This window comes from Nocardioides sp. Kera G14, from assembly GCF_020715565.1.
Lineage (GTDB): Bacteria > Actinomycetota > Actinomycetes > Propionibacteriales > Nocardioidaceae > Nocardioides.
Genome location: NZ_CP085839.1, coordinates 498,656 through 516,184, shown reverse-complemented (window position 1 = coordinate 516,184; position 17,529 = coordinate 498,656). Strand labels below are relative to the sequence as shown.

Genomic DNA, 17,529 nt, shown 5'->3' with positions numbered 1-17,529 from the left:
GAGTGACCGTTGCGAAGCGTCACCCACAGCGCGAACCGTCACGGTGACCCTTTGGTCGAGCCAGCGTCGAGCGGTGTTGGCTCAGATGATGTTGGCGGCCTCGAAGGCGTCGTAGTTGGGGGCAATGGTGGCGGCGGGGCCGACCTGGTCGGCGACGGCGTCGAGGGTCTTGAGGCCGTGGCCGGTGTTGATGATGACGGTCTCGAGGGTCGGGTCGAGCTGGCCGGTCTCGACGAGCTTCCGCGTGACGGCGACGGTGGTCCCGCCGGCGGTCTCGGTGAAGACACCCTCGGTGCGGGCGAGCAGGATGATGCCGGCGCGGATCTCCTCGTCGGTGACCTCCTCGACGGCGCCGGCGGTCTGGCGGGCGATGTCGAGGACGTAGATGCCGTCAGCCGGGTTGCCGATCGCGAGCGACTTGGCGATGGTGTCGGGCTTGACCGGGCGGATGGCGTCGACGCCGGCCTTGAAGGCGGTGGCGACCGGGTTGCAGCCGGTGGCCTGGGCGCCGAAGATCTTGTAGTCCTTCGCCTCGACGAGGCCGAGCTTGATCAGCTCCTGGAAGGACTTGTGCACCTTGGTCAGCTGCGAGCCCGAGGCGACCGGGATGACGACCTGGTCGGGCAGGCGCCAGCCGAGCTGCTCGGCGATCTCGTAGCCCAGGGTCTTGGAGCCCTCGGCGTAGAACGGACGGACGTTGACGTTGACGAACGCCCAACCCTCCTCCTCGGCGGCGATCTCCTGGGCGAGCTTGTTGACGTCGTCGTAGTTGCCCTCGACGGCGACCAGGCGGTCGGTGAAGATCGCGGAGTTGACCTGCTTCGGCTTCTCCAGGTTCGAGGGGATGAAGACGGCGGTCGGGATGCCCGCGCGGGCACCCGCGGCGGCGACGGCGTTGGCGAGGTTGCCGGTCGAGGGGCAGGCGAAGACCTTCGAGCCGAGCTCGACGGCCGCCGACAGGGCGCAGGCGACGACGCGGTCCTTGAAGGAGTTCGTCGGGTTGGTCGAGTCGTCCTTGACCCAGAGCTTCGCGATGCCCAGCTCGGCGCCGAGGTTCTTCGCCTCGATCAGCCGGGTGAAGCCGGGCTCGGTGTTCGGGCTCTGCTCGATGTCGTCGGGCACCGGCAGCAGCGCCTTGTAGCGCCAGATGTTGGCCGGGCCGGCCTCGATCTCCTCGCGGCTGATCGCCGGGAAGTCGTAGGCGACCTCGAGCGGCCCGAAGCAGTCCGGGCACGCGTAGAAGGGGCCGAGATCGGTCCGGTGACCGCACTCACGACAGGACAGCGCCACCGCGTTGCCGAATGCACCCTTGCGGGGACCAGTGCTCATGAGAAACCTCCTCCTCATCTTCCCTGGACGACTGTCGCACCAGGCCGGAATTAGCACCTGCTCCAGCACCCCTGGGGAGGAGAACGCTGGTCGGTTGCCGGGACTTCACTGGGCCGTTCCCTCAGTCCCTCTCGATGAGCTGACGCCAACTGTAGCCGTCAGGAGAGGTCGCTCGCCACCCGACTCAGGAGTTCGAGCACACCGTCGGGCCCGGGCACGACGACATCGGCCAGTGGCACGAGGGCTGATTGCTCCTCCGAACCCGAGCAGACGAGGAGCGTGGCCAGCCCCTCCCCGGCCCAGGCCTTGATGGTCTGGAATGCCTCCAGGTCGCCGAGGTCGTCCCCGGCGAAGAGCACGCCCTTGGCGGGCAGGGAGGTGATCAGTCGGTCGACGACGATGCCCTTGTCGGTGCCGCCCCCGCGGATCTCGACGACCAAGCGGCCGGGCTCGACCTCGAGGTCGTGCGACTCGGCGGCGGCGGTGAGGATCGGGAGCAGCCGCTCGAAGGCCGCCTCCGCGTCGTCCAGCCGTCGCGTGTGTACGGCGACCGCCAGTCCCTTGTCCTCGATCCAGGCGTCCGCGGCATCGGCCTGACGCAGCAGGCGCGGAAGGTCACGCTCGAAGGTGGCCAGCCCGGCGGGCGGTCGAGGACTGCTGACGACACGGTGGCTGGAGGACCAGCGCTCGGCGCCGTACTGCCCGAAGACGCGCAGCTCGGCACCGGTGCCGGCCATCCGGTCGGCGACCTCCTCGAGGCCGCCGAGGTCGAGGACCTGGCGGGCCGGGCGGCCGGTGACGACGGCGATCGCGGCGACCTTGGAGGCGAGTGCGACCAGGACGTCGGCGGCGTCGGGGTGGATCCGCGCCTTGGCGGGATCGTCGACGATCGGGGACAGGGTGCCGTCGAAGTCGAGGGCCACGAGCGTGTCCGGGGCCACCTGCAGAAGTGCGGCGTAGCGCTGTTCACCCTCGTCAGAGACCCATCGCATGTCTGCCAGCGAACCACATTCAGCAGCATGAGCAGAAAGTCACGTTCACCACACGTGGTGAACGTCAGTCGAACAGCGACCCGATCCGCGCCGCGAGCTCGTCGCTCGCGGAGCTCGCCCACGAGGCCGAGAGGTGGTCCTCGTCGAAGTAGGTCCATGCCTCGCCCACGGCGGCCGGGCACTGTCCGTCGGCACAGACCAGCGGGACGGTGTCGACGAAGCTCGCGCCGGTCTCCGCCGCCACGGTCTGCGTCAGCGGGTTGCTGGTCACGCCGGAACCGGTGGCCGGCGCGAGGCAGGACGCCTGGGTGTTGCCTGGCGTCGTGGCACATGCGTCGAGAGCCACGGATCTCGTCGGAATGTCGCCGAGGACGACGACCTTGCCGGCAGCCGGGACCTCCTGGGTCAGCAGCTTGCGGACCCCACCTGTCCACGTCTGCTCCATCGTCTGCCCCGACCAGGGGGAGGTGTCGTAGAGGCCGCGGTAGCCGACGATCACCGCATCCGGGCGCAGTGCCTTCACCTGGCCGACCGCCCAGTCACGGAACGCCGCACAGGTCGGGAACGGCTTGTCGTTCATGGTCTGCGGCACGAAGAAGGGCGCGCAGCCCAGCTTCACGAGCGGCACAATGCGGAAGTGCTGGGCCTTGCCGATCTGGTCGAGGGCGGGCAGCCACATGCCGGCGTGGGAGTCGCCCTGGACCACGACGGTGCGCGTGGCCGTCGTGTCGCCGTACACGCACGCGGGGGCGGCGCTGGCGCTGTTGTCGGCGTAGCAGCCGAAGTGCGTGCGCCAGAAGTCGGCCCTGTGCTCCGCCGGGTCGAAGGCGGGCAGTGGGGCGCCGGCCTTGGCCTGCACGACAGCTGCCTGGATCCTGTCTGCCAGCGTCTCGGTGGGGACGACGGCGGCAACTGCCGGGTGCTCCTTCTGCCAGGCCTCTGCGGCCCTGTTGCGCTCCTCGAGCTGGTGCGTCGACCAGGCGTTGGCACCCAGGACGGCGGCGACGACGAGACCGATGGTCACGGGCCATAGTGCGAGGGCCCCACGACGGCGGAGCAGCGGGATCCACGAGCGCTGGAACGGCACCTCGAGGGCCAACCAGGAGAGCGTCGAGAGGCCGAGGATGATCCCGGCGAGGACGAGGTCGGTCTGCAGGGTCGACCAGTGTGCGGGCAGCTTCGCCGGCGCGAGCTGCAGCACCGGCCAGTGCCAGAGGTAGACCGAGAAGGAGATCGTGCCGAGCGCGCGGAGCGGGGCGAGCCGGAGCAGCTGGGAGATGGGGCCGGTGGGCGCCGCGAGCAGCGCCATCGTCGCCAGCACCGGCACGCCTGCCTGCCAGCCGGGGAAGGGTGTCTCGCCGGTCATGGTCGCCACCGAGACGGCGATCCCTGCGGCGCCCGCGAGGCCGAGGGTCCACTGCAGCCAGCGCGGGAAACGAGGGGCGAGCACCGCCAGGCAGGCGCCGCCGCCGAGCTCGAAACCGCGGGCCAGCGTGTTGAAGTAGGCGGTCGTCGGGTCGAGCGGCGTGACGTGGAGTGACCACGCGAACGACGCTGCAGTGGCGGTCGCGACGATCGCGAGCATCAGCCACTTGTGGGTGCGGAGGCGGACGAGCACCGCCAGCAGCAGGGGCCAGACGAGGTAGAACTGCTCCTCCACGGCCAGCGACCAGTAGTGCTGGAAGAGCGACGGCGTCGACGAGGCGAAGTAGTCGGTGCCCTGCAGTGCGAAGTGGATGTTGGCGAGGAAGCCGGCGGCCCACAGCGCGTCCTCACCGGCCTGGTGGGTGCGCTCCAGGGAGTCGACGTACGCACAGACGACGAGGGTGGTGAGGAGGACCAGGGTGGCGGCGGGCAGGACCCGGCGGGCGCGCCGGGCGTAGAAGCCGACGAGGGAGACGCCCCCGCGCGCCTTGGCCTCGTGCAGGACGAGGCCGGTGATGAGGAAGCCGGAGATGACGAAGAAGACGTCGACCCCGAGGAAGCCGCCCCCGAAGCCGGGAATGCCCATGTGGTCGGCGACCACGAGGGCCACGGCGAGGGCACGCAGGCCCTGGACGTCACCCCGCTTCCGCCTCCTCGGAGGTACGTCGACGGCCGGCTCGACCGCGACAGGGACCTCGGCCTCGACGACCGGCTCGACAACCGCCGTCATGGTCCTACTTCAGCGGGCCCGTGAGGATGATCGTGAGCCGTGACGTCGACATCGGCTTCTCGGCCGGGGCGGTGCGCTTGATGCCGAGGTCGAGGGCGAGCTGCTTGGCAGCGTCCTTGTCGTCGGCCGGGTAGTAGACCGTGGTCTTCGGGATGGAGCCGTACCAGTTGTCGGCGCCGACGACGGTCCAGCCGGCCTTCTCCACCTGGTCGCTGACCGTGGCGGCCAGGCCGTGGATCGAGGTGTTGTTGAAGACGACGACCTGGTACTTCTTCCGGTTCAGCGGCTTCGGCGCGGCCGAGGTGGTCGCCGGCGGGGCGACGGTCGGGGTCGAGGTCGCCTGCGAGTCGCTCGCCGGGCCGCTCGGGTCGGCGGTGGAGGAGATCGTCGTGGTCGGGATGTCCACGGTGTCGTCGCCGCCACCCCGGGTGACGACGAAGGCGATGGCGGCCATCACGACGGCGAGGATGCTGAGCAGCACCACCGGCGACGGCAGGACCACTCCGCGCTGGGTGTGGCGCGTCATGATCAGACTTCGAAGCCGAGCCTGCGCGCGGAGCGCTGGCGCTGGCGGGCAGCACGCAGGCGGCGCAGGCGGCGGACGAGGAGCGGGTCGGCCTCGAGCGCCTCGGGACGATCGATCAGCGCGTTGAGGACCTGGTAGTACCGCGTCGCCGACATGTCGAACTTCTCGCGGACCGCGGCCTCCTTCGCGCCGGCGAACTTCCACCACTGGCGCTCGAAGTCGAGGATCTCGCGGTCGCGGTCGCTGAGCTCACTCGTGACCACGGGCTCGTGGTGGGCAGGCGTCGCAGACATGTCCTTCACTGTAGACGAGCGAATCACAGAGATGTAGTTCAACCCGCCCGGCTGTGACGTTTGGGACCAATGAGGTCAATTGGCTCTCCCTGTAGGGTCACAGATATGTCGGTCGACCTCGTGGTGGTGGCGAACCGGCTCCCCGTGGACCGGGTCGAGCTGGCAGGTGGCGAGCCCGGCTGGCGGACCTCCCCGGGCGGTCTCGTGAGCGCGCTCGAGCCGGTGCTGCGTGAGAACGACGGCGTCTGGGTCGGGTGGCCGGGAGGCACCGACGAGGAGCTCGAGCCCTTCGAGACCGGGGGTTTGCGGCTCATCCCCGTCGCCATGTCGGAGGCCGACATCAACGGCTACTACGAGGGCATGTCGAACGGCACGCTGTGGCCGCTCTACCACGATCTGGTGGCCAAGCCGATGTTCCACCGCGAGTGGTGGGACTCCTACCAGAGGGTCAATCGGCGCTTCGCCGCCAAGGTGGCCGAGGTCGCCGGCGAGAACGCCACCGTCTGGGTCCACGACTACCAGCTGCAACTGGTGCCGGCGATGCTGCGCGAGCTGCGCCCCGACCTCCGGATCGGCTTCTACCTCCACATCCCCTTCCCACCCGCCGAGCTCTTCCAGCAGCTGCCGTGGCGCCGTCAGATCCTCGAGGGCCTGCTCGGCGCCGACCTGGTCGGCTTCCAGCTCCCCGAGGCCGCCGCGAACTTCCGGCGGCTCGTGAACCACCGGGTCGGGCATCCGACCGAGGGTGAGGACGTGATCCTTCCCGACGGGCGTCGGGTGCGGGCGTCGGCGTACCCGATCTCCATCGACTTCGAGGGCTATGAGGAGCTGGCCAAGTCTCCGGCTGTCGAGGCCCGCGCCAAGGAGCTCCGCGAGGCGCTCGGCAATCCGCGCAAGGTCTTCCTCGGCTGCGACCGCCTCGACTACACCAAGGGCATCCTCGCCCGACTCAAGGCCTTCGGCGAGCTCATGGAGGACGGCCACTTCGACGTCGAGGACGCCATCTTCGTCCAGGTCGCCGTGCCCTCCCGCGAGGCCGTCGAGGAGTACATCACCCTGCGCGACGAGCTCGAGATGATGGTCGGCCGGCTCAACGGCGACCTCGGCCGCATCGGCCAGCCCGCGATCCACTACATGCACTCCTCCTACCCGCGTGAGGAGATGGCGGCGCTCTACCGGATGGCCGACATCATGGTCGTGACGCCGTACCGCGACGGCATGAACCTCGTCGCCAAGGAGTACGTCGCCACCCGGATCAACGACGACGGCGCGCTCGTCCTCTCCGAGTTCGCCGGTGCCGCGGAGGAGCTGCGCCAAGCGTGGCTGATCAACCCCTACGACCTCAACGGCATGAAGGCCGCGCTCCTCGAGGCCCACCAGGCCGACGACGCCGAGCTGAAGCGCCGGATGAAGGCGATGCGCGCCACCGTGCGGACGCACGATGTCGCCGCGTGGGCGAAGTCGTTCATGGCGGACCTGGAGAGCCGACAGCTCTAACCGGCGTTCTTCGCCTCCTCCGGTCCCGAGGGACCGGTGACCTCGGGCTGTTCCTGCTCGTCGAAGGTCGAGTGCGGGCGCATGAGGACGGTGATCTCGCGCTTGAGGTCCTCCCCCAGCTCGCCCCAGCCGTCCTTGTAGTCGTAGACCGCGGCGAGCGAGCGCGCCTCGTAGTCGCCGTTGAGGATGTCGACGTCGTTGGTCGTGATGAGGCCCGGGTGCACCACACCGATCGCGGCGCTGACCTTGAGCAGGTCCCTCCTCAGCGTGGTCAGGTAGGTGCCGGCCCGGACGCCCTTGTCGGGCGGGTCGAGGCCCCGGGCGAGCCAGGCGTTCTGGGTGGCGACCCCCGTCGGGCACCTGTCGGTGTGGCAGCGCTGGGCTTGGATGCACCCGACCGAGAGCATCGCCTCGCGGGCCACGTTGATCATGTCGGCGCCGAGCGCGAAGGCCACGACCGCGTTGTCCGGAAGGCCAAGCTTGCCGCTCCCGATGAACGTCACGCGGTCGGTGATGCCCGACTCGGCGAAGGCACCGTAGGCACGCGCGAAACCCATCCGCCAGGGCAGTGAGACCGAGTCGGTGAAGAGCAGCGGCGCGGCACCCGTGCCGCCCTCGCCGCCGTCGATGGTCACGAAGTCCACGCCACGCTCGCCGCTCTCCATGTGCGCGGCCAGGTCGTGCCAGAAGCCCATCTCCCCCACTGCAGACTTGATGCCGACCGGCACACCCGTCTCGGCGGCGAGCAGCTCGACCCAGTCCAGCATGGAGTCCACGTCCCGGAAGGTCGTGTGCCGGCTCGGCGAGGCACAGTCCTTGCCCTGCGGGATGCCACGGATCGTGGCGATCTCCGATGTCACCTTGACACCCGGCAGCAGTCCGCCGAGACCCGGCTTGGCTCCCTGGCTGAGCTTGATCTCGATCGCCTTCACCGGCGCCCCGGCGACCAGGTCCTTGAGTCGCTCGAGGTCGAAGTTCCCGCGCTCGTCGCGACAGCCGAAGTACGCCGTCCCGATCTGCAGCACGAGGTCGGCGCCGTTGCGGTGGTAGTCCGAGAGGCCGCCCTCACCGGTGTTGTGCATCGCGCCTGCCAGCGCGGCGCCCTTGTTGAGGGCCGTGATCGCGTTGCCCGACAGGGATCCGAAGCTCATCGCGCTGACGTTGACGATCGAGTTCGGGCGGAACGCCTTGGCCCGTCCGCGCGGACCGCCGAGCACCTTGGCGCTGGGCAGCGTGGCGCTCCTGTCGTGGTCGTCGGGCAGCCTGTCGGCGAAGGTGCGCTGCTTGATGTAGGCGTGGCCCTGGATGTGCTCGGTGTCGACGTCGGTACCGAAGCCGAAGTAGTTGTTCTCGCCCTTGCTGCTTGCATACACCCAGCGCCGGGAGTCGCGGCTGAACGGCCGTTCCTCCTCGTTGCTCGTCACGATGTACTGCCGCAGCTCCGGGCCGATCTCCTCGAGCAGCCACCGGAGATGGGCGATCACGGGGAAGTTCCGTTGCAGGGCGTGCTTCTTCTGGATCAGGTCGCGCGCAGCAACGGCACCCACGGCCACCGCTGCCCCACCCACCACGGCGCTGAGCTTCACACGTGCGGGTCTACTCCTCGCCGGGGTCGGCGTCAACGCACTAGGTTCGTCCACGTGAGCCTGCTCCCTCGCGTTCCGTCCCGGTCCACCTTGACGTCGGCCGCCGGAAACGTGGCGCACAAGGTGATGTACGGCGGCATCGCCGACCTCCGGCCGATGCCGAAGGCCCTGATCGACGAGGGCTGGCTGCGTGAGGTCTACCGCTATCGCCCCGTCGCCGGTGTCACGCAGGTCGGTGACCCCGTGCTGCTGGTGCCGCCGCTGGCCGCACCGGCCCTCTGCTACGACCTGCGACGGGGGTGCTCACTGGTCGAGCACCTGGTGTCGACCGGGCGGCCGACGTACCTCGTGGACTACGGGCAGATCTCCTTCCGCGACAGGTCGATGGGCATCGAGCACTGGGTCGACGAGCTGCTGCCCGAGGCGATCCGCGCGGTCTCGCGCGACGCGGGCGGACGTCCGGTGCACGTCGCCGGCTGGTCGCTCGGCGGGATCTTCGCGACGCTGGCCGTGGCCGACGCCCCGGATCTGCCCGTCGCCTCGCTGACGATCTTCGGGTCACCCTTCGACGTGACGCGGGTGCCGCTCGTGGCACCCTTCCGCCCGCTGGTGGACTTCACGAACGGGCGGATCATCACGACCGGCTATCAGCTCATCGGGTCGGCACCGAAGCCGATCGTGAAGTGGGTCTTCCAGCTCAGCTCGGTCGACAAGGTGCTCACCAAGCCCTGGGCCATCGCCACGCATCTCGGCGACACCGACTTCCTCGCCCAGATCGAGGCCGTCGACCACTTCACCGCCAACATGACGGCCTATCCCGGCCGGTCCTTCGGGCAGCTCTACCACCGCTTCTTCCGCAGCAACGTGATGATGGACGGCCGGGTCGAGGTGGGCGACCGCTTCATCGAGCTCGACCGGCTCACCGTTCCGACGCGCATTTTCGCCGGCGCCACCGACGCCATCGCGCCCGTGAAGTCGGTCGAGGCGATCGTGCCGCTGCTCAGCAGCGCCGAGGAGGTCCGCTTCGACATCGTGCCGGGCGGGCATCTCGGCATGCTCACGGGACGGGCCGCACGACGTACCACCTGGCCGATGTTCGACGAGTGGATGCGTGACCATGACGGGCGCGTCAGCGGAGTGACCTCTCGGTGACCTCGCTGCCCACACGGACCCGCCTCGGTTACGGGGCCGGCTCCGTCGCAACAGGCGCGTTCGGCACCGTGCCGGGCCTGATGCTGTTGCCCTACCTGACCGACACCGTCGGCGTCGCGCCCCTGTTCGCCGGCCTCGTCCTGCTGCTGCCGAAGGCATGGGACGTCGTGCTCAACCCGATCGCCGGCCGCATCTCCGACCGCACGGTGGACGCACGTGGACCCCGACGTCCGTGGCTGTTGCGCGGTGGCCTGGGACTCGTGGTCGGCTTCGGACTGATCTTCGCCGCACCGCACCTGCCGATGGCACTGACGACGCTGTGGGTGCTGGTCGCGTTCGTGGCCACCGCGACGGCGTACGCCTTCTTCCAGGTGCCCTACGTCGCCATGCCCGCCGAGCTCACGGACTCGCCCGTCGAACGCACGCGACTGCTCGCGTGGCGGGTCGTCCTGCTCGCCCTCGCGATCCTGATCGCCGGCGGTTCGGCGCCTGCGATCCGCGACGCGATCGGAGGCCGCGACGGCTATCGCGTGATGGGCCTCGTCATGGCGGTCGTCATGCTGGTGGGGGTGCTGGCGGCGTACGTCGGCACGCGCAACGCGTCCTCCACCACGGTGGCGCCTGCGGCCGGCGGGCTCCGCTCCCAGCTGGCCCTGGTCGCACGGGTGCGGGACTTCCGCGTACTGCTCACCACCTTCGTGGTGCAGGCCCTGGCTTTCGGCGCGATGCTCGCGGGCGTCGACTATCTGGCCCGCCACGTGCTCGCGGACGCCTCGCGCGACAACGCGGACGGGCTGTCGACGATCCTCTTCGTCTGTTTCGTCGGACCCGGCCTGCTGCTCACGCCCCTGTGGGCTGCGGTCGCTCGCCGGATCGGGAAGAAGCGGTCGTACGTCGTCGCCTCCCTGCTCCTCATCGTCGCGACCGTCGTGCTCGTCGGTGCGCGGTCGCTGCCTCACGGGGTGACGTTCGTGGCTGTCGCGGTGGTCGGCATCGGTTACGCCGGTGCGCAGGTCTTCCCGATGGCGATGCTGCCGGATGTCGCCGCCCGCGACGCGGAGCTCTCCGGCGAGAGCCGGATCGGGATCTTCACCGGCATCTGGACCGCCGGGGAGACGCTCGGGCTCGCGGTCGGCCCCGGCCTCTATGCGCTCATCCTCGCCCTCGGCGGCTACGTGTCCTCCGACGGCGGTGAGGTCACGCAGCCGTCGAGTGCCGTCACCGCGATCGTGCTCGGCTTCTCGGTCCTGCCGGCGCTGCTGGTCGCCGCCAGCCTCTTCTGGCTGCGTTCGTACTCGCTCAAGGAGGGCACCGATGCCTGACCCGTCCGACGTCCTGGGCCGGCTGCTGGCCGCCCAGCAGCGCGACCTGCCGGTGCACGGCGGCCGCACCCTCGCCTATGTCTACGACTCCGGCCTGCCGGAGGTCGACCGGGTCGCACGCGAGGCGGTCGCCGCCTATGCCGGCTCCAACGGACTGGATCCGTCTGCCTTCCCGAGCCTGGTGCAGCTGGAGAACGAGCTGGTGGGCTATGCCCTCTCGCTCGTCGACGGCCCGCCCTCGGCGGTGGGGACGGTCACCTCAGGTGGCACCGAGTCGGTCCTGCTGGCGGTGGTCGCCGCCCGCGACTCCCGGCCCGACGTCACGCGGCCGCGGATGGTGATCCCGTCGACCGCCCATGCGGCGTTCCACAAGGCGGCGCACTACTTCGGCGTCGAGGCGGTCGTGGTCGAGGTGGGCGAGGACTTCCGAGCCGATGCGGCGGCGATGGCTGCGGCGCTCGAGGAGGACGTCGACCGCACGATCCTGATGGTGGCCAGCGCGCCGTCGTACGCGCACGGCGTCATCGACCCGGTGACCGCGATCGCCGCGACCGCCGCCGCACGCGGTGTGCGATGCCACGTCGACGCCTGCATCGGTGGCTGGGTGCTGCCCTTCGGTGCTCGGCTCGGACGCGAGGTCGAGCCGTGGACGTTCGCGGTGCCGGGCGTCACCTCGATTTCGATGGACACGCACAAGTACGGCTATGCCCCCAAGGGCACCTCGATCCTGCTCCATCGGACTCCGGAGCTGCGCCGGCCGCAGCTCTATGCGACGGCCTCGTGGCCGGGCTACACGGTGATCAACACGACCCTGCAGTCGACCAAGTCGGGCGGGCCCCTGGCCGGGGCCTGGGCGGTGGTGCAGCAGTTGGGCGATGCGGGCTACCTCGAGCTTGCGCGTCAGGTGTTCGAGGCGACCGACCGACTCGTCGCGGGGATCGCCGCGATCGACGGCCTGAGGCTCCTGGCCGAGCCCGACTCGACCCTGCTCGCGGTGGCGACCGACGACTCCCTCGACGTCTTCACCCTCATCGACGAGATCAACCAGCGAGGCTGGCACGTCCAGCCGCAGCTCTCCTACGGCGCCTCGCCGGCCAACGCCCACCTCTCGCTGTCGGCAGCCACACTCCCGCACGTCTCCGACTTCCTGTCAGCACTGGCTGACTCGGTGAGCGCGGCGAGGGCGCTCGGGCCGGTCGAGGTCGACCGGGGGATCGCCGACTTCGTCCGGTCGTTGGATGTGTCGGCACTCTCCGACGAGGAGTTCGAGGGCATCCTCGCCGCCGCCGGCCTCGGCACCGGTGATGGCCTGCCGGAGCGGATGGCCCCGATCAACGCCCTGCTCGACCTCGCCGCTCCGGCCACCCGCGAGGCCGTGGTCCGGTCGTTCGTCGACCAGCTGAGCCGCCCGGTCAGGCCCTAGTCAAGGCCGCTTGCCGGCGCCGATGCGGAGCCACGGGAAGCACGTCGCGACGTCAGCGGCAGCTCGCCCGTGCCGCATGCCTTCACAGCTCTCACACATAGCTCCCGCGACAGAGCCTTGCGCCCAGTTGACGCTCATGTTAAGATCGGCGCAAGCATCAATCGTCACGCCGACCCGGGAGAAGCGATGACCGGCACCCTCACCACGGAGCAGATCCGTGGCTTCGGGGTGGCCGTCACCGGCCCGGTCGACGGTGGCCTTGACGACATCTGCGCCGAGCTCGATGAGCTTGAGACCCTCAAGCATCAGATCGAGGCCCGACAGGCCAAACTCGCCCTCCAGGTCGACCGGCTCCTGCGTGAGCGTGCCGCCGCGCAGGGCGTCCCGGTCTCACGGCAGGGCAAAGGTGTCGCTGAGCTGGTGGCTCGGTCCCGTCGGATCTCCCCGGCCTACGGCCGCACCGTCGTGGCCCTGGCCAAGCAACTCCGTGCCCTGCCGCAGACCTTTCAGTCGTTCTGTGCCGGTGACCTCTCCGAGCACCAGGCGACCCTCGTCGCACGCGAGGCCTCGATCCTCGAGGCCCCTGACCGGCTGACCTTCGACACCCGCTTCGCCGCCACACCCGGTCTTAAGGAGATGGGCACCCGGAAGATCGCCCACCGCGCCCAGACCCTCGCCCTCGCGTTGGACGAGGACGCCGTCGTCCGGCGTCGGGACAAGGCGGTCGAGGACCGGCACATCAGCGCCCAGCCCACCGACCGTGGCGACGGGATGGGTTGGCTCAAAGCACTCATGCCCATCGAGCAGCTCGCGGCTGTCAAGGACAGTCTTGGTGCTGCTGCGGACACCGCGATCGCGCTCGGGGTCGACGCCACCCGTGCCCAGGTCATGGTCGACACCCTCATCGCCCGCCTCACTGGCGCCGGCAGCGGAGCGGAGACGGTCGCCCTCGAGCAGCCGGCCCACCCGGTCACGATCAACCTCCTCATGACCGCCGAAGCCCTGCTGGACGGCGACCACACCCAGCCCGCGATGCTCGTCGGACACGGTCCCATCCCGAACCAACTCGCCAAGCGGCTCATCGAGACCGCGGTCCTCGATGTGCAGAAGGTCGAACTCCGTCGCCTCTTCACCGCCCCCGAGACCGGTGAACTGGTCGCGATGGAATCCAAGGCCCGGCTCTTCCCCCAAGCCCTCGCCCGGTTCATCCGACTCCGCGATCAGCTCTGCAGGACACCGGGCTGCGGCGCAAGGATCGGCCACATCGACCACGTCCACGACTGGGCCGACGGTGGAGAGACCTCAGCAGTCAATGCCCAGGGCTACTGCCGCCAGTGCAACTGGGCCAAACAGGTCATCGGCCACCAGCCCAGCCACCCACCACCCCTGCTCACACCCTCGGCTTCGACCGGCCCCGCTATCCCGCGACGGCCCCACTTAGTCATCGGCTACGACGCCGACCTCGAACTCGCCGCCTGACGTCAGCCGTCCGCGCCCGTAGCTCCCCCGGAAGCCCTCTCATCGGCAGGGATGCAACGTCGAACGGCCTCACGCGAGCGCGGGAAGCACCTGCGACTCGAAAAGCTCCTGACCCGACCTGTCGTAGGCCGCCTCGGGGAAGTAGGTGATGGCGTAGCTCATGCCCAGCTTCTCCGCGGCGGTCAGCCTCTCGATGATCTGGTCGGGCGTGCCGACCAGGCCCTGCTCGCTGACCCTCCGGCTGTACTCGGCGGCTGCCTTCTCCCCGAGGCTCTGGGTCAGGTGCTCCTTGAACCACGCGAGCCGCTCGTCGACCTCGGCCTGATCGGCACCGATGAAGATGTTGTAGTTGGCGCTCCGCGTGATCTCGTCGAAGTCGCGGCCGAGGGTGACACAGTGCTCCTGGAGCAGTGATGACTTGTGCGCGAAGCCCTCGGGCGTGCCGTCGAAGTTGGTGTAGTCGGCGTACTGCGCGGCGATCCTCAGCGTGACCTTCTCGCCGCCACCGGCGATCCACATCGGGATGTTGTTGCGCGGGCTCGTGCGCTGCAGGGGCAGCGGACGGCACAGGGCGCCGTCGACCTGGTAGTACTCGCCGTCGAGCGTCGAGCTGCCGGTGGTCCATCCCTGCTGGAAGATCTGCACTCCCTCGCGCAGTCGGCCGAGCCGCTCCTTCGGACCCGGGAAGCCGTAGCCGTAGGCGCGCCACTCGTGCTCGTACCAGCCGCCGCCGATACCCATCTCGAGTCGGCCGCCGGAGACGTGGTCGATCGTCGCGGCGACCTTCGCAAGGTAGGCCGGGTTGCGGTACGCCATGCACGTGCACATCTGCCCGAGCCGGATCCGCTCGGTCGACGCGGCGAACGCCGACATCAGCGTCCAGGCCTCGTGCGTCGCGTCCTCGCTCGGCTGCGGCGTGGTGTGGAAGTGGTCGTAGACCCAGAGGCTCTCCCAGCCGTCGACACCGTCGGCGTGCTGGGCAAGGTCACGCATCACACGCCACTGGTCGGCGTCGGGGACACCGACGAGGTCGAAGCGCCAGCCCTGCGGGATGAAGACACCGAATCGCATGCTCGTCACGTTAGCCTCCGTCTCCATGAGCGCTCTCGCTGGACTCGTCTCCCGCGGTCTCATGGCACCCGACTGGGCGGAAGCACTTGCGCCGGTCGACGCGCAGATCGGCGTACTGGGCAGTTTCCTGCGCGAGGAGCTCGCCAAGGGACGGCCCTACCTCCCTGAGGGAGACCACATCTTCCGTGCCTTCCAACGGCCGCTGGCCGACGTACGCGTGCTGATCGTGGGCCAGGACCCCTACCCCACTCCGGGACATGCGATCGGGCTCTCGTTCGCGGTGGACGCCTCGGTGCGCCCGCTGCCCGCGTCGCTGCGCAACATCTACCAGGAGCTGGCATCCGACCTCGGCGTGAGGCCGCCCGAGCACGGTGACCTCTCGCCGTGGGCCGACCGCGGCGTGATGCTGCTCAACCGGTCGCTGACGGTGCGGCCGGGGGCGCCGGCATCCCACGCAGGCAAGGGCTGGGAGGCGATCACGGCGGCGGCGATCACGGCGCTCGCTGCCCGTGGTGGGCCGCTGGTGGCGATCCTCTGGGGCCGGCCGGCGCAGACGCTGCGCCCGCTGCTGGGTGAGATCCCGGTCATCGAGTCACCACATCCGTCGCCCCTGTCGGCCCATCGGGGCTTCTTCGGCTCGCGTCCCTTCTCCCGGGCCAACGAGCTGTTGCGGGCACAGGGCGCTGACGAAATGGACTGGTCGTTGCCCTCGGCGTGAGACTGGGAGGCATGCAGATCCTCTCGATCCAATCCCACGTCGCGTTCGGTTACGTCGGCAACTCCGCAGCCGTCTTCCCGCTGCAGCGGCTGGGCCACGAGGTCTGGCCGGTGCTGACGGTGAACTTCAGCAATCACACGGGCTACGGCGAGTGGCGTGGGCCGGTGATCGCGGGCGATGACGTCGCTGCCGTGATCGACGGGATCGACGAGCGCGGCGTGCTGCCGAGCGTGTCGGCGGTGCTCTCGGGCTACCAGGGCGGTCCTGCCGTCGGGGCGATCGTGTTGGAGGCCGTACGTCGGGTCAAGGACGCCAATCCGCGTGCGCTGTACGCCTGCGACCCGGTGATGGGCGATGTCGGGCGCGGGATGTTCGTGGCTGCGGGGATCCCGGAGTTCATGCGGGACTCCGTCGTGCCGGCGGCTGACGTGATCACGCCGAACCACTTCGAGCTCAACTTCCTCGCGGGCGTCGAGTCGAGCGGCACCCTGGACGAGGTGCTCGCCGCGGTCGACGTCGTGCGAGCGACGGGGCCGTCCAACGTGCTGGTCACGTCGGTGGTCACCTCCGACGACCGCTCGCTCGACCTCGTGGCGGTCGACGAGACCGGCGCCTGGGCCGTGACGACGCCGCTGCTCCCGATCACGCCCAACGGCGGCGGAGACGTGACCGCGGCGGTCTACCTCGCTCACCTGCTGTCGGAGGGCTCCACGCCGGTCGCGCTCGAGCGGACCGCCAACACGCTCTTCGCGATCCTCGAGCGCACGCTGGCGTCCGGACGCCGGGAGCTGGAGCTGGTCGCCTCCCAGGACGACATCGCCGCTCCCCCGACCCGCTTCACCGTCCGCCAACTGCGGTGATCAGACCTCGTCGAGGAAGTCGATGATCGAGCTGGTCACGATGTGGGCGAGCTCCTCGTCGTAGTCCGGGTGCCCGGGCTCGAGGAAGAGGTGTCCCTCACCTGGATAGGTGAAGAGGTCGTGCTTCGGGATGTGCTTCACGAACCCCTCCTCCGCCTCCGGCTCCCGCCACGGGTCCTCTTCGGTGAGGTGGGCTTCGGCCGGTACGTCGGCGGGCCAGGTCTTGTCCCACCAGGCCGGGTCGGCCACGCCGTAGAGGAAGAAGGCCGCAAGGGCGCCGTCGCGGAAGAGCACCTGCTCGGCCGCACGGGCGCAGCCCATCGAGAGGCCGCCGTAGACGAGCTCGTCGGTGGAGAGCGTGTCGACGAAGGCGCTCGCCCTGTCGGCGAACGTCTCCTCGCCCACCTCGTTCGCGTAGGCGACGCCCTCCTCGACCTTCCCGAACGTCCGCCCCTCGAAGAGGTCGGGCGTGTGCACCGTGTGCCCGACGATGCGGAGCTTCTCCGCCAGGTCGAGCACGCCGTCGGTCAGGCCACCGGAGTGGTGGAACAGCACGATCTCAGCCATCAGTGATCTCCCATCTCGCAACCTTCAGGTCGATGACTCCACGATGGACCGGAGTGCCCTCGACATGCCAGTGCTCCTGCGCATCGATCATCAGGTGCGGCGGCAACGAGCCGTTGGCCCGCACCACCCGCCACCACGGCACGCCGTGCCCGTCCCGGGCCATGACACCTCCGACGCCACGTGGCCCGCCGCGTCCGAGGAACTCCGCGATGTCGCCGTACGTCACCGCATGGCCAGGTGGCACCCGCTCGACGACGGCCAGCACGGCCTCGATGTAGTCCTCGGGGATCCCCGCCATGGTTCGACCCTAGCCAGTGCGACCGACAACCCGGCGAGTCGAGTGCGACCAGGCATGAGGGTCCGTACGACGTGTGCGTCCACGCATCGCACTCCTGCGAGCTGTCAGAAGACAAGACCCGGGCACCCGGGTCGCCGTGTAGTGGGCGACTACGCCGCCCGATGATGCCCGACCTATCGATCACCCCGGCGCCCAAACTGGCTCCGCACGCCGGAGGGAGCGGCTCCAGGACAATACGACCGCCCTCAGCGCAAGTAGGCC

General features: G+C 69.6%; 16 protein-coding genes and 1 riboswitch. Of the genes, 7 read left to right on the top strand and 9 right to left on the bottom strand.

Annotated features, from left to right (window positions below):
• Window positions 1-81: 81 nt before the first annotated feature.
• The 5 genes from thrC to LH076_RS02595 form a co-directional block, all read right to left on the bottom strand.
• Window positions 82-1,329, bottom strand: a complete 1,248-nt coding sequence (gene thrC, locus LH076_RS02615; RefSeq protein WP_227782450.1) for a threonine synthase — start codon at window positions 1,327-1,329, stop codon at window positions 82-84.
• Between the two features lie 11 nt (window positions 1,330-1,340).
• Window positions 1,341-1,470, bottom strand: a riboswitch (SAM riboswitch).
• A gap of 17 nt (window positions 1,471-1,487) precedes the next feature.
• Window positions 1,488-2,321: a trehalose-phosphatase gene (otsB, locus tag LH076_RS02610; RefSeq protein ID WP_227782449.1), complete on the bottom strand. Its 834-nt coding sequence runs from the start codon at window positions 2,319-2,321 to the stop codon at window positions 1,488-1,490.
• A gap of 64 nt (window positions 2,322-2,385) precedes the next feature.
• Complete coding sequence (locus tag LH076_RS02605) at window positions 2,386-4,476, bottom strand: acyltransferase family protein (protein ID WP_227782448.1); 2,091 nt, start codon at window positions 4,474-4,476, stop codon at window positions 2,386-2,388.
• A 4-nt stretch (window positions 4,477-4,480) separates the two neighbouring features.
• On the bottom strand, window positions 4,481-5,002 hold the full coding sequence (locus LH076_RS02600) for a LytR C-terminal domain-containing protein (protein WP_227782447.1): 522 nt from the start codon (window positions 5,000-5,002) through the stop codon (window positions 4,481-4,483).
• A 2-nt stretch (window positions 5,003-5,004) separates the two neighbouring features.
• Entirely contained in the window at window positions 5,005-5,295 is a 291-nt protein-coding gene (locus tag LH076_RS02595) for a DUF3263 domain-containing protein (RefSeq protein ID WP_227782446.1), read from the bottom strand.
• 105 nt (window positions 5,296-5,400) lie between these two features.
• On the opposite strand from LH076_RS02595, the gene LH076_RS02590 reads away from it, so the two are divergent.
• On the top strand, window positions 5,401-6,792 hold the full coding sequence (locus LH076_RS02590; protein ID WP_227782445.1) for an alpha,alpha-trehalose-phosphate synthase (UDP-forming): 1,392 nt from the start codon (window positions 5,401-5,403) through the stop codon (window positions 6,790-6,792).
• Here the strand turns inward: LH076_RS02590 and LH076_RS02585 are convergent.
• Window positions 6,789-8,378, bottom strand: a complete 1,590-nt coding sequence (locus tag LH076_RS02585; RefSeq protein ID WP_227782444.1) for an FMN-binding glutamate synthase family protein — start codon at window positions 8,376-8,378, stop codon at window positions 6,789-6,791. The two genes, LH076_RS02590 and LH076_RS02585, sit on opposite strands and share 4 nt — an antisense overlap.
• A gap of 54 nt (window positions 8,379-8,432) precedes the next feature.
• Here LH076_RS02585 and LH076_RS02580 point away from each other — a divergent pair, with 54 nt between their 5' ends.
• The 4 genes from LH076_RS02580 (at window position 8,433) to LH076_RS02565 (ending at window position 13,754) form a co-directional block, all read left to right on the top strand.
• Window positions 8,433-9,530, top strand: coding sequence for an alpha/beta fold hydrolase (locus LH076_RS02580; RefSeq protein WP_227782443.1), 1,098 nt, complete (start codon window positions 8,433-8,435; stop codon window positions 9,528-9,530).
• Window positions 9,527-10,852: an MFS transporter gene (locus LH076_RS02575; protein ID WP_227782442.1), complete on the top strand. Its 1,326-nt coding sequence runs from the start codon at window positions 9,527-9,529 to the stop codon at window positions 10,850-10,852. The genes LH076_RS02580 and LH076_RS02575 overlap by 4 nt, the downstream gene beginning before the upstream one ends.
• Window positions 10,845-12,275: a pyridoxal phosphate-dependent decarboxylase family protein gene (locus LH076_RS02570; RefSeq protein ID WP_227782441.1), complete on the top strand. Its 1,431-nt coding sequence runs from the start codon at window positions 10,845-10,847 to the stop codon at window positions 12,273-12,275. The genes LH076_RS02575 and LH076_RS02570 overlap by 8 nt, the downstream gene beginning before the upstream one ends.
• Window positions 12,276-12,461: 186 nt before the next feature.
• Window positions 12,462-13,754, top strand: a complete 1,293-nt coding sequence (locus tag LH076_RS02565; RefSeq protein WP_227782440.1) for an HNH endonuclease — start codon at window positions 12,462-12,464, stop codon at window positions 13,752-13,754.
• A 69-nt stretch (window positions 13,755-13,823) separates the two neighbouring features.
• Here LH076_RS02565 and LH076_RS02560 read toward each other — a convergent pair whose 3' ends face one another.
• Window positions 13,824-14,825 carry an LLM class F420-dependent oxidoreductase gene (locus LH076_RS02560; protein ID WP_227783564.1) on the bottom strand — a complete coding sequence of 334 codons (1,002 nt, stop codon included), beginning with the start codon at window positions 14,823-14,825 and terminating at the stop codon, window positions 13,824-13,826.
• A gap of 25 nt (window positions 14,826-14,850) precedes the next feature.
• Here LH076_RS02560 and LH076_RS02555 point away from each other — a divergent pair, with 25 nt between their 5' ends.
• Together LH076_RS02555 and pdxY are read left to right on the top strand one after the other, a co-directional pair.
• Window positions 14,851-15,543 carry a uracil-DNA glycosylase gene (locus LH076_RS02555; RefSeq protein WP_227782439.1) on the top strand — a complete coding sequence of 231 codons (693 nt, stop codon included), beginning with the start codon at window positions 14,851-14,853 and terminating at the stop codon, window positions 15,541-15,543.
• Between the two features lie 11 nt (window positions 15,544-15,554).
• Complete coding sequence (gene pdxY / locus LH076_RS02550; RefSeq protein WP_227782438.1) at window positions 15,555-16,403, top strand: pyridoxal kinase PdxY; 849 nt, start codon at window positions 15,555-15,557, stop codon at window positions 16,401-16,403.
• Here pdxY and LH076_RS02545 read toward each other — a convergent pair whose 3' ends face one another.
• Both LH076_RS02545 and LH076_RS02540 read right to left on the bottom strand, forming a co-directional pair.
• Window positions 16,404-16,970: a dienelactone hydrolase family protein gene (locus LH076_RS02545; protein ID WP_227782437.1), complete on the bottom strand. Its 567-nt coding sequence runs from the start codon at window positions 16,968-16,970 to the stop codon at window positions 16,404-16,406. It abuts the gene before it with no gap.
• Window positions 16,963-17,268, bottom strand: coding sequence for an MGMT family protein (locus tag LH076_RS02540; RefSeq protein WP_227782436.1), 306 nt, complete (start codon window positions 17,266-17,268; stop codon window positions 16,963-16,965). Before LH076_RS02540 ends, LH076_RS02545 begins: the two co-directional genes overlap by 8 nt.
• Between the last annotated feature and the right edge of the window lie 261 nt (window positions 17,269-17,529).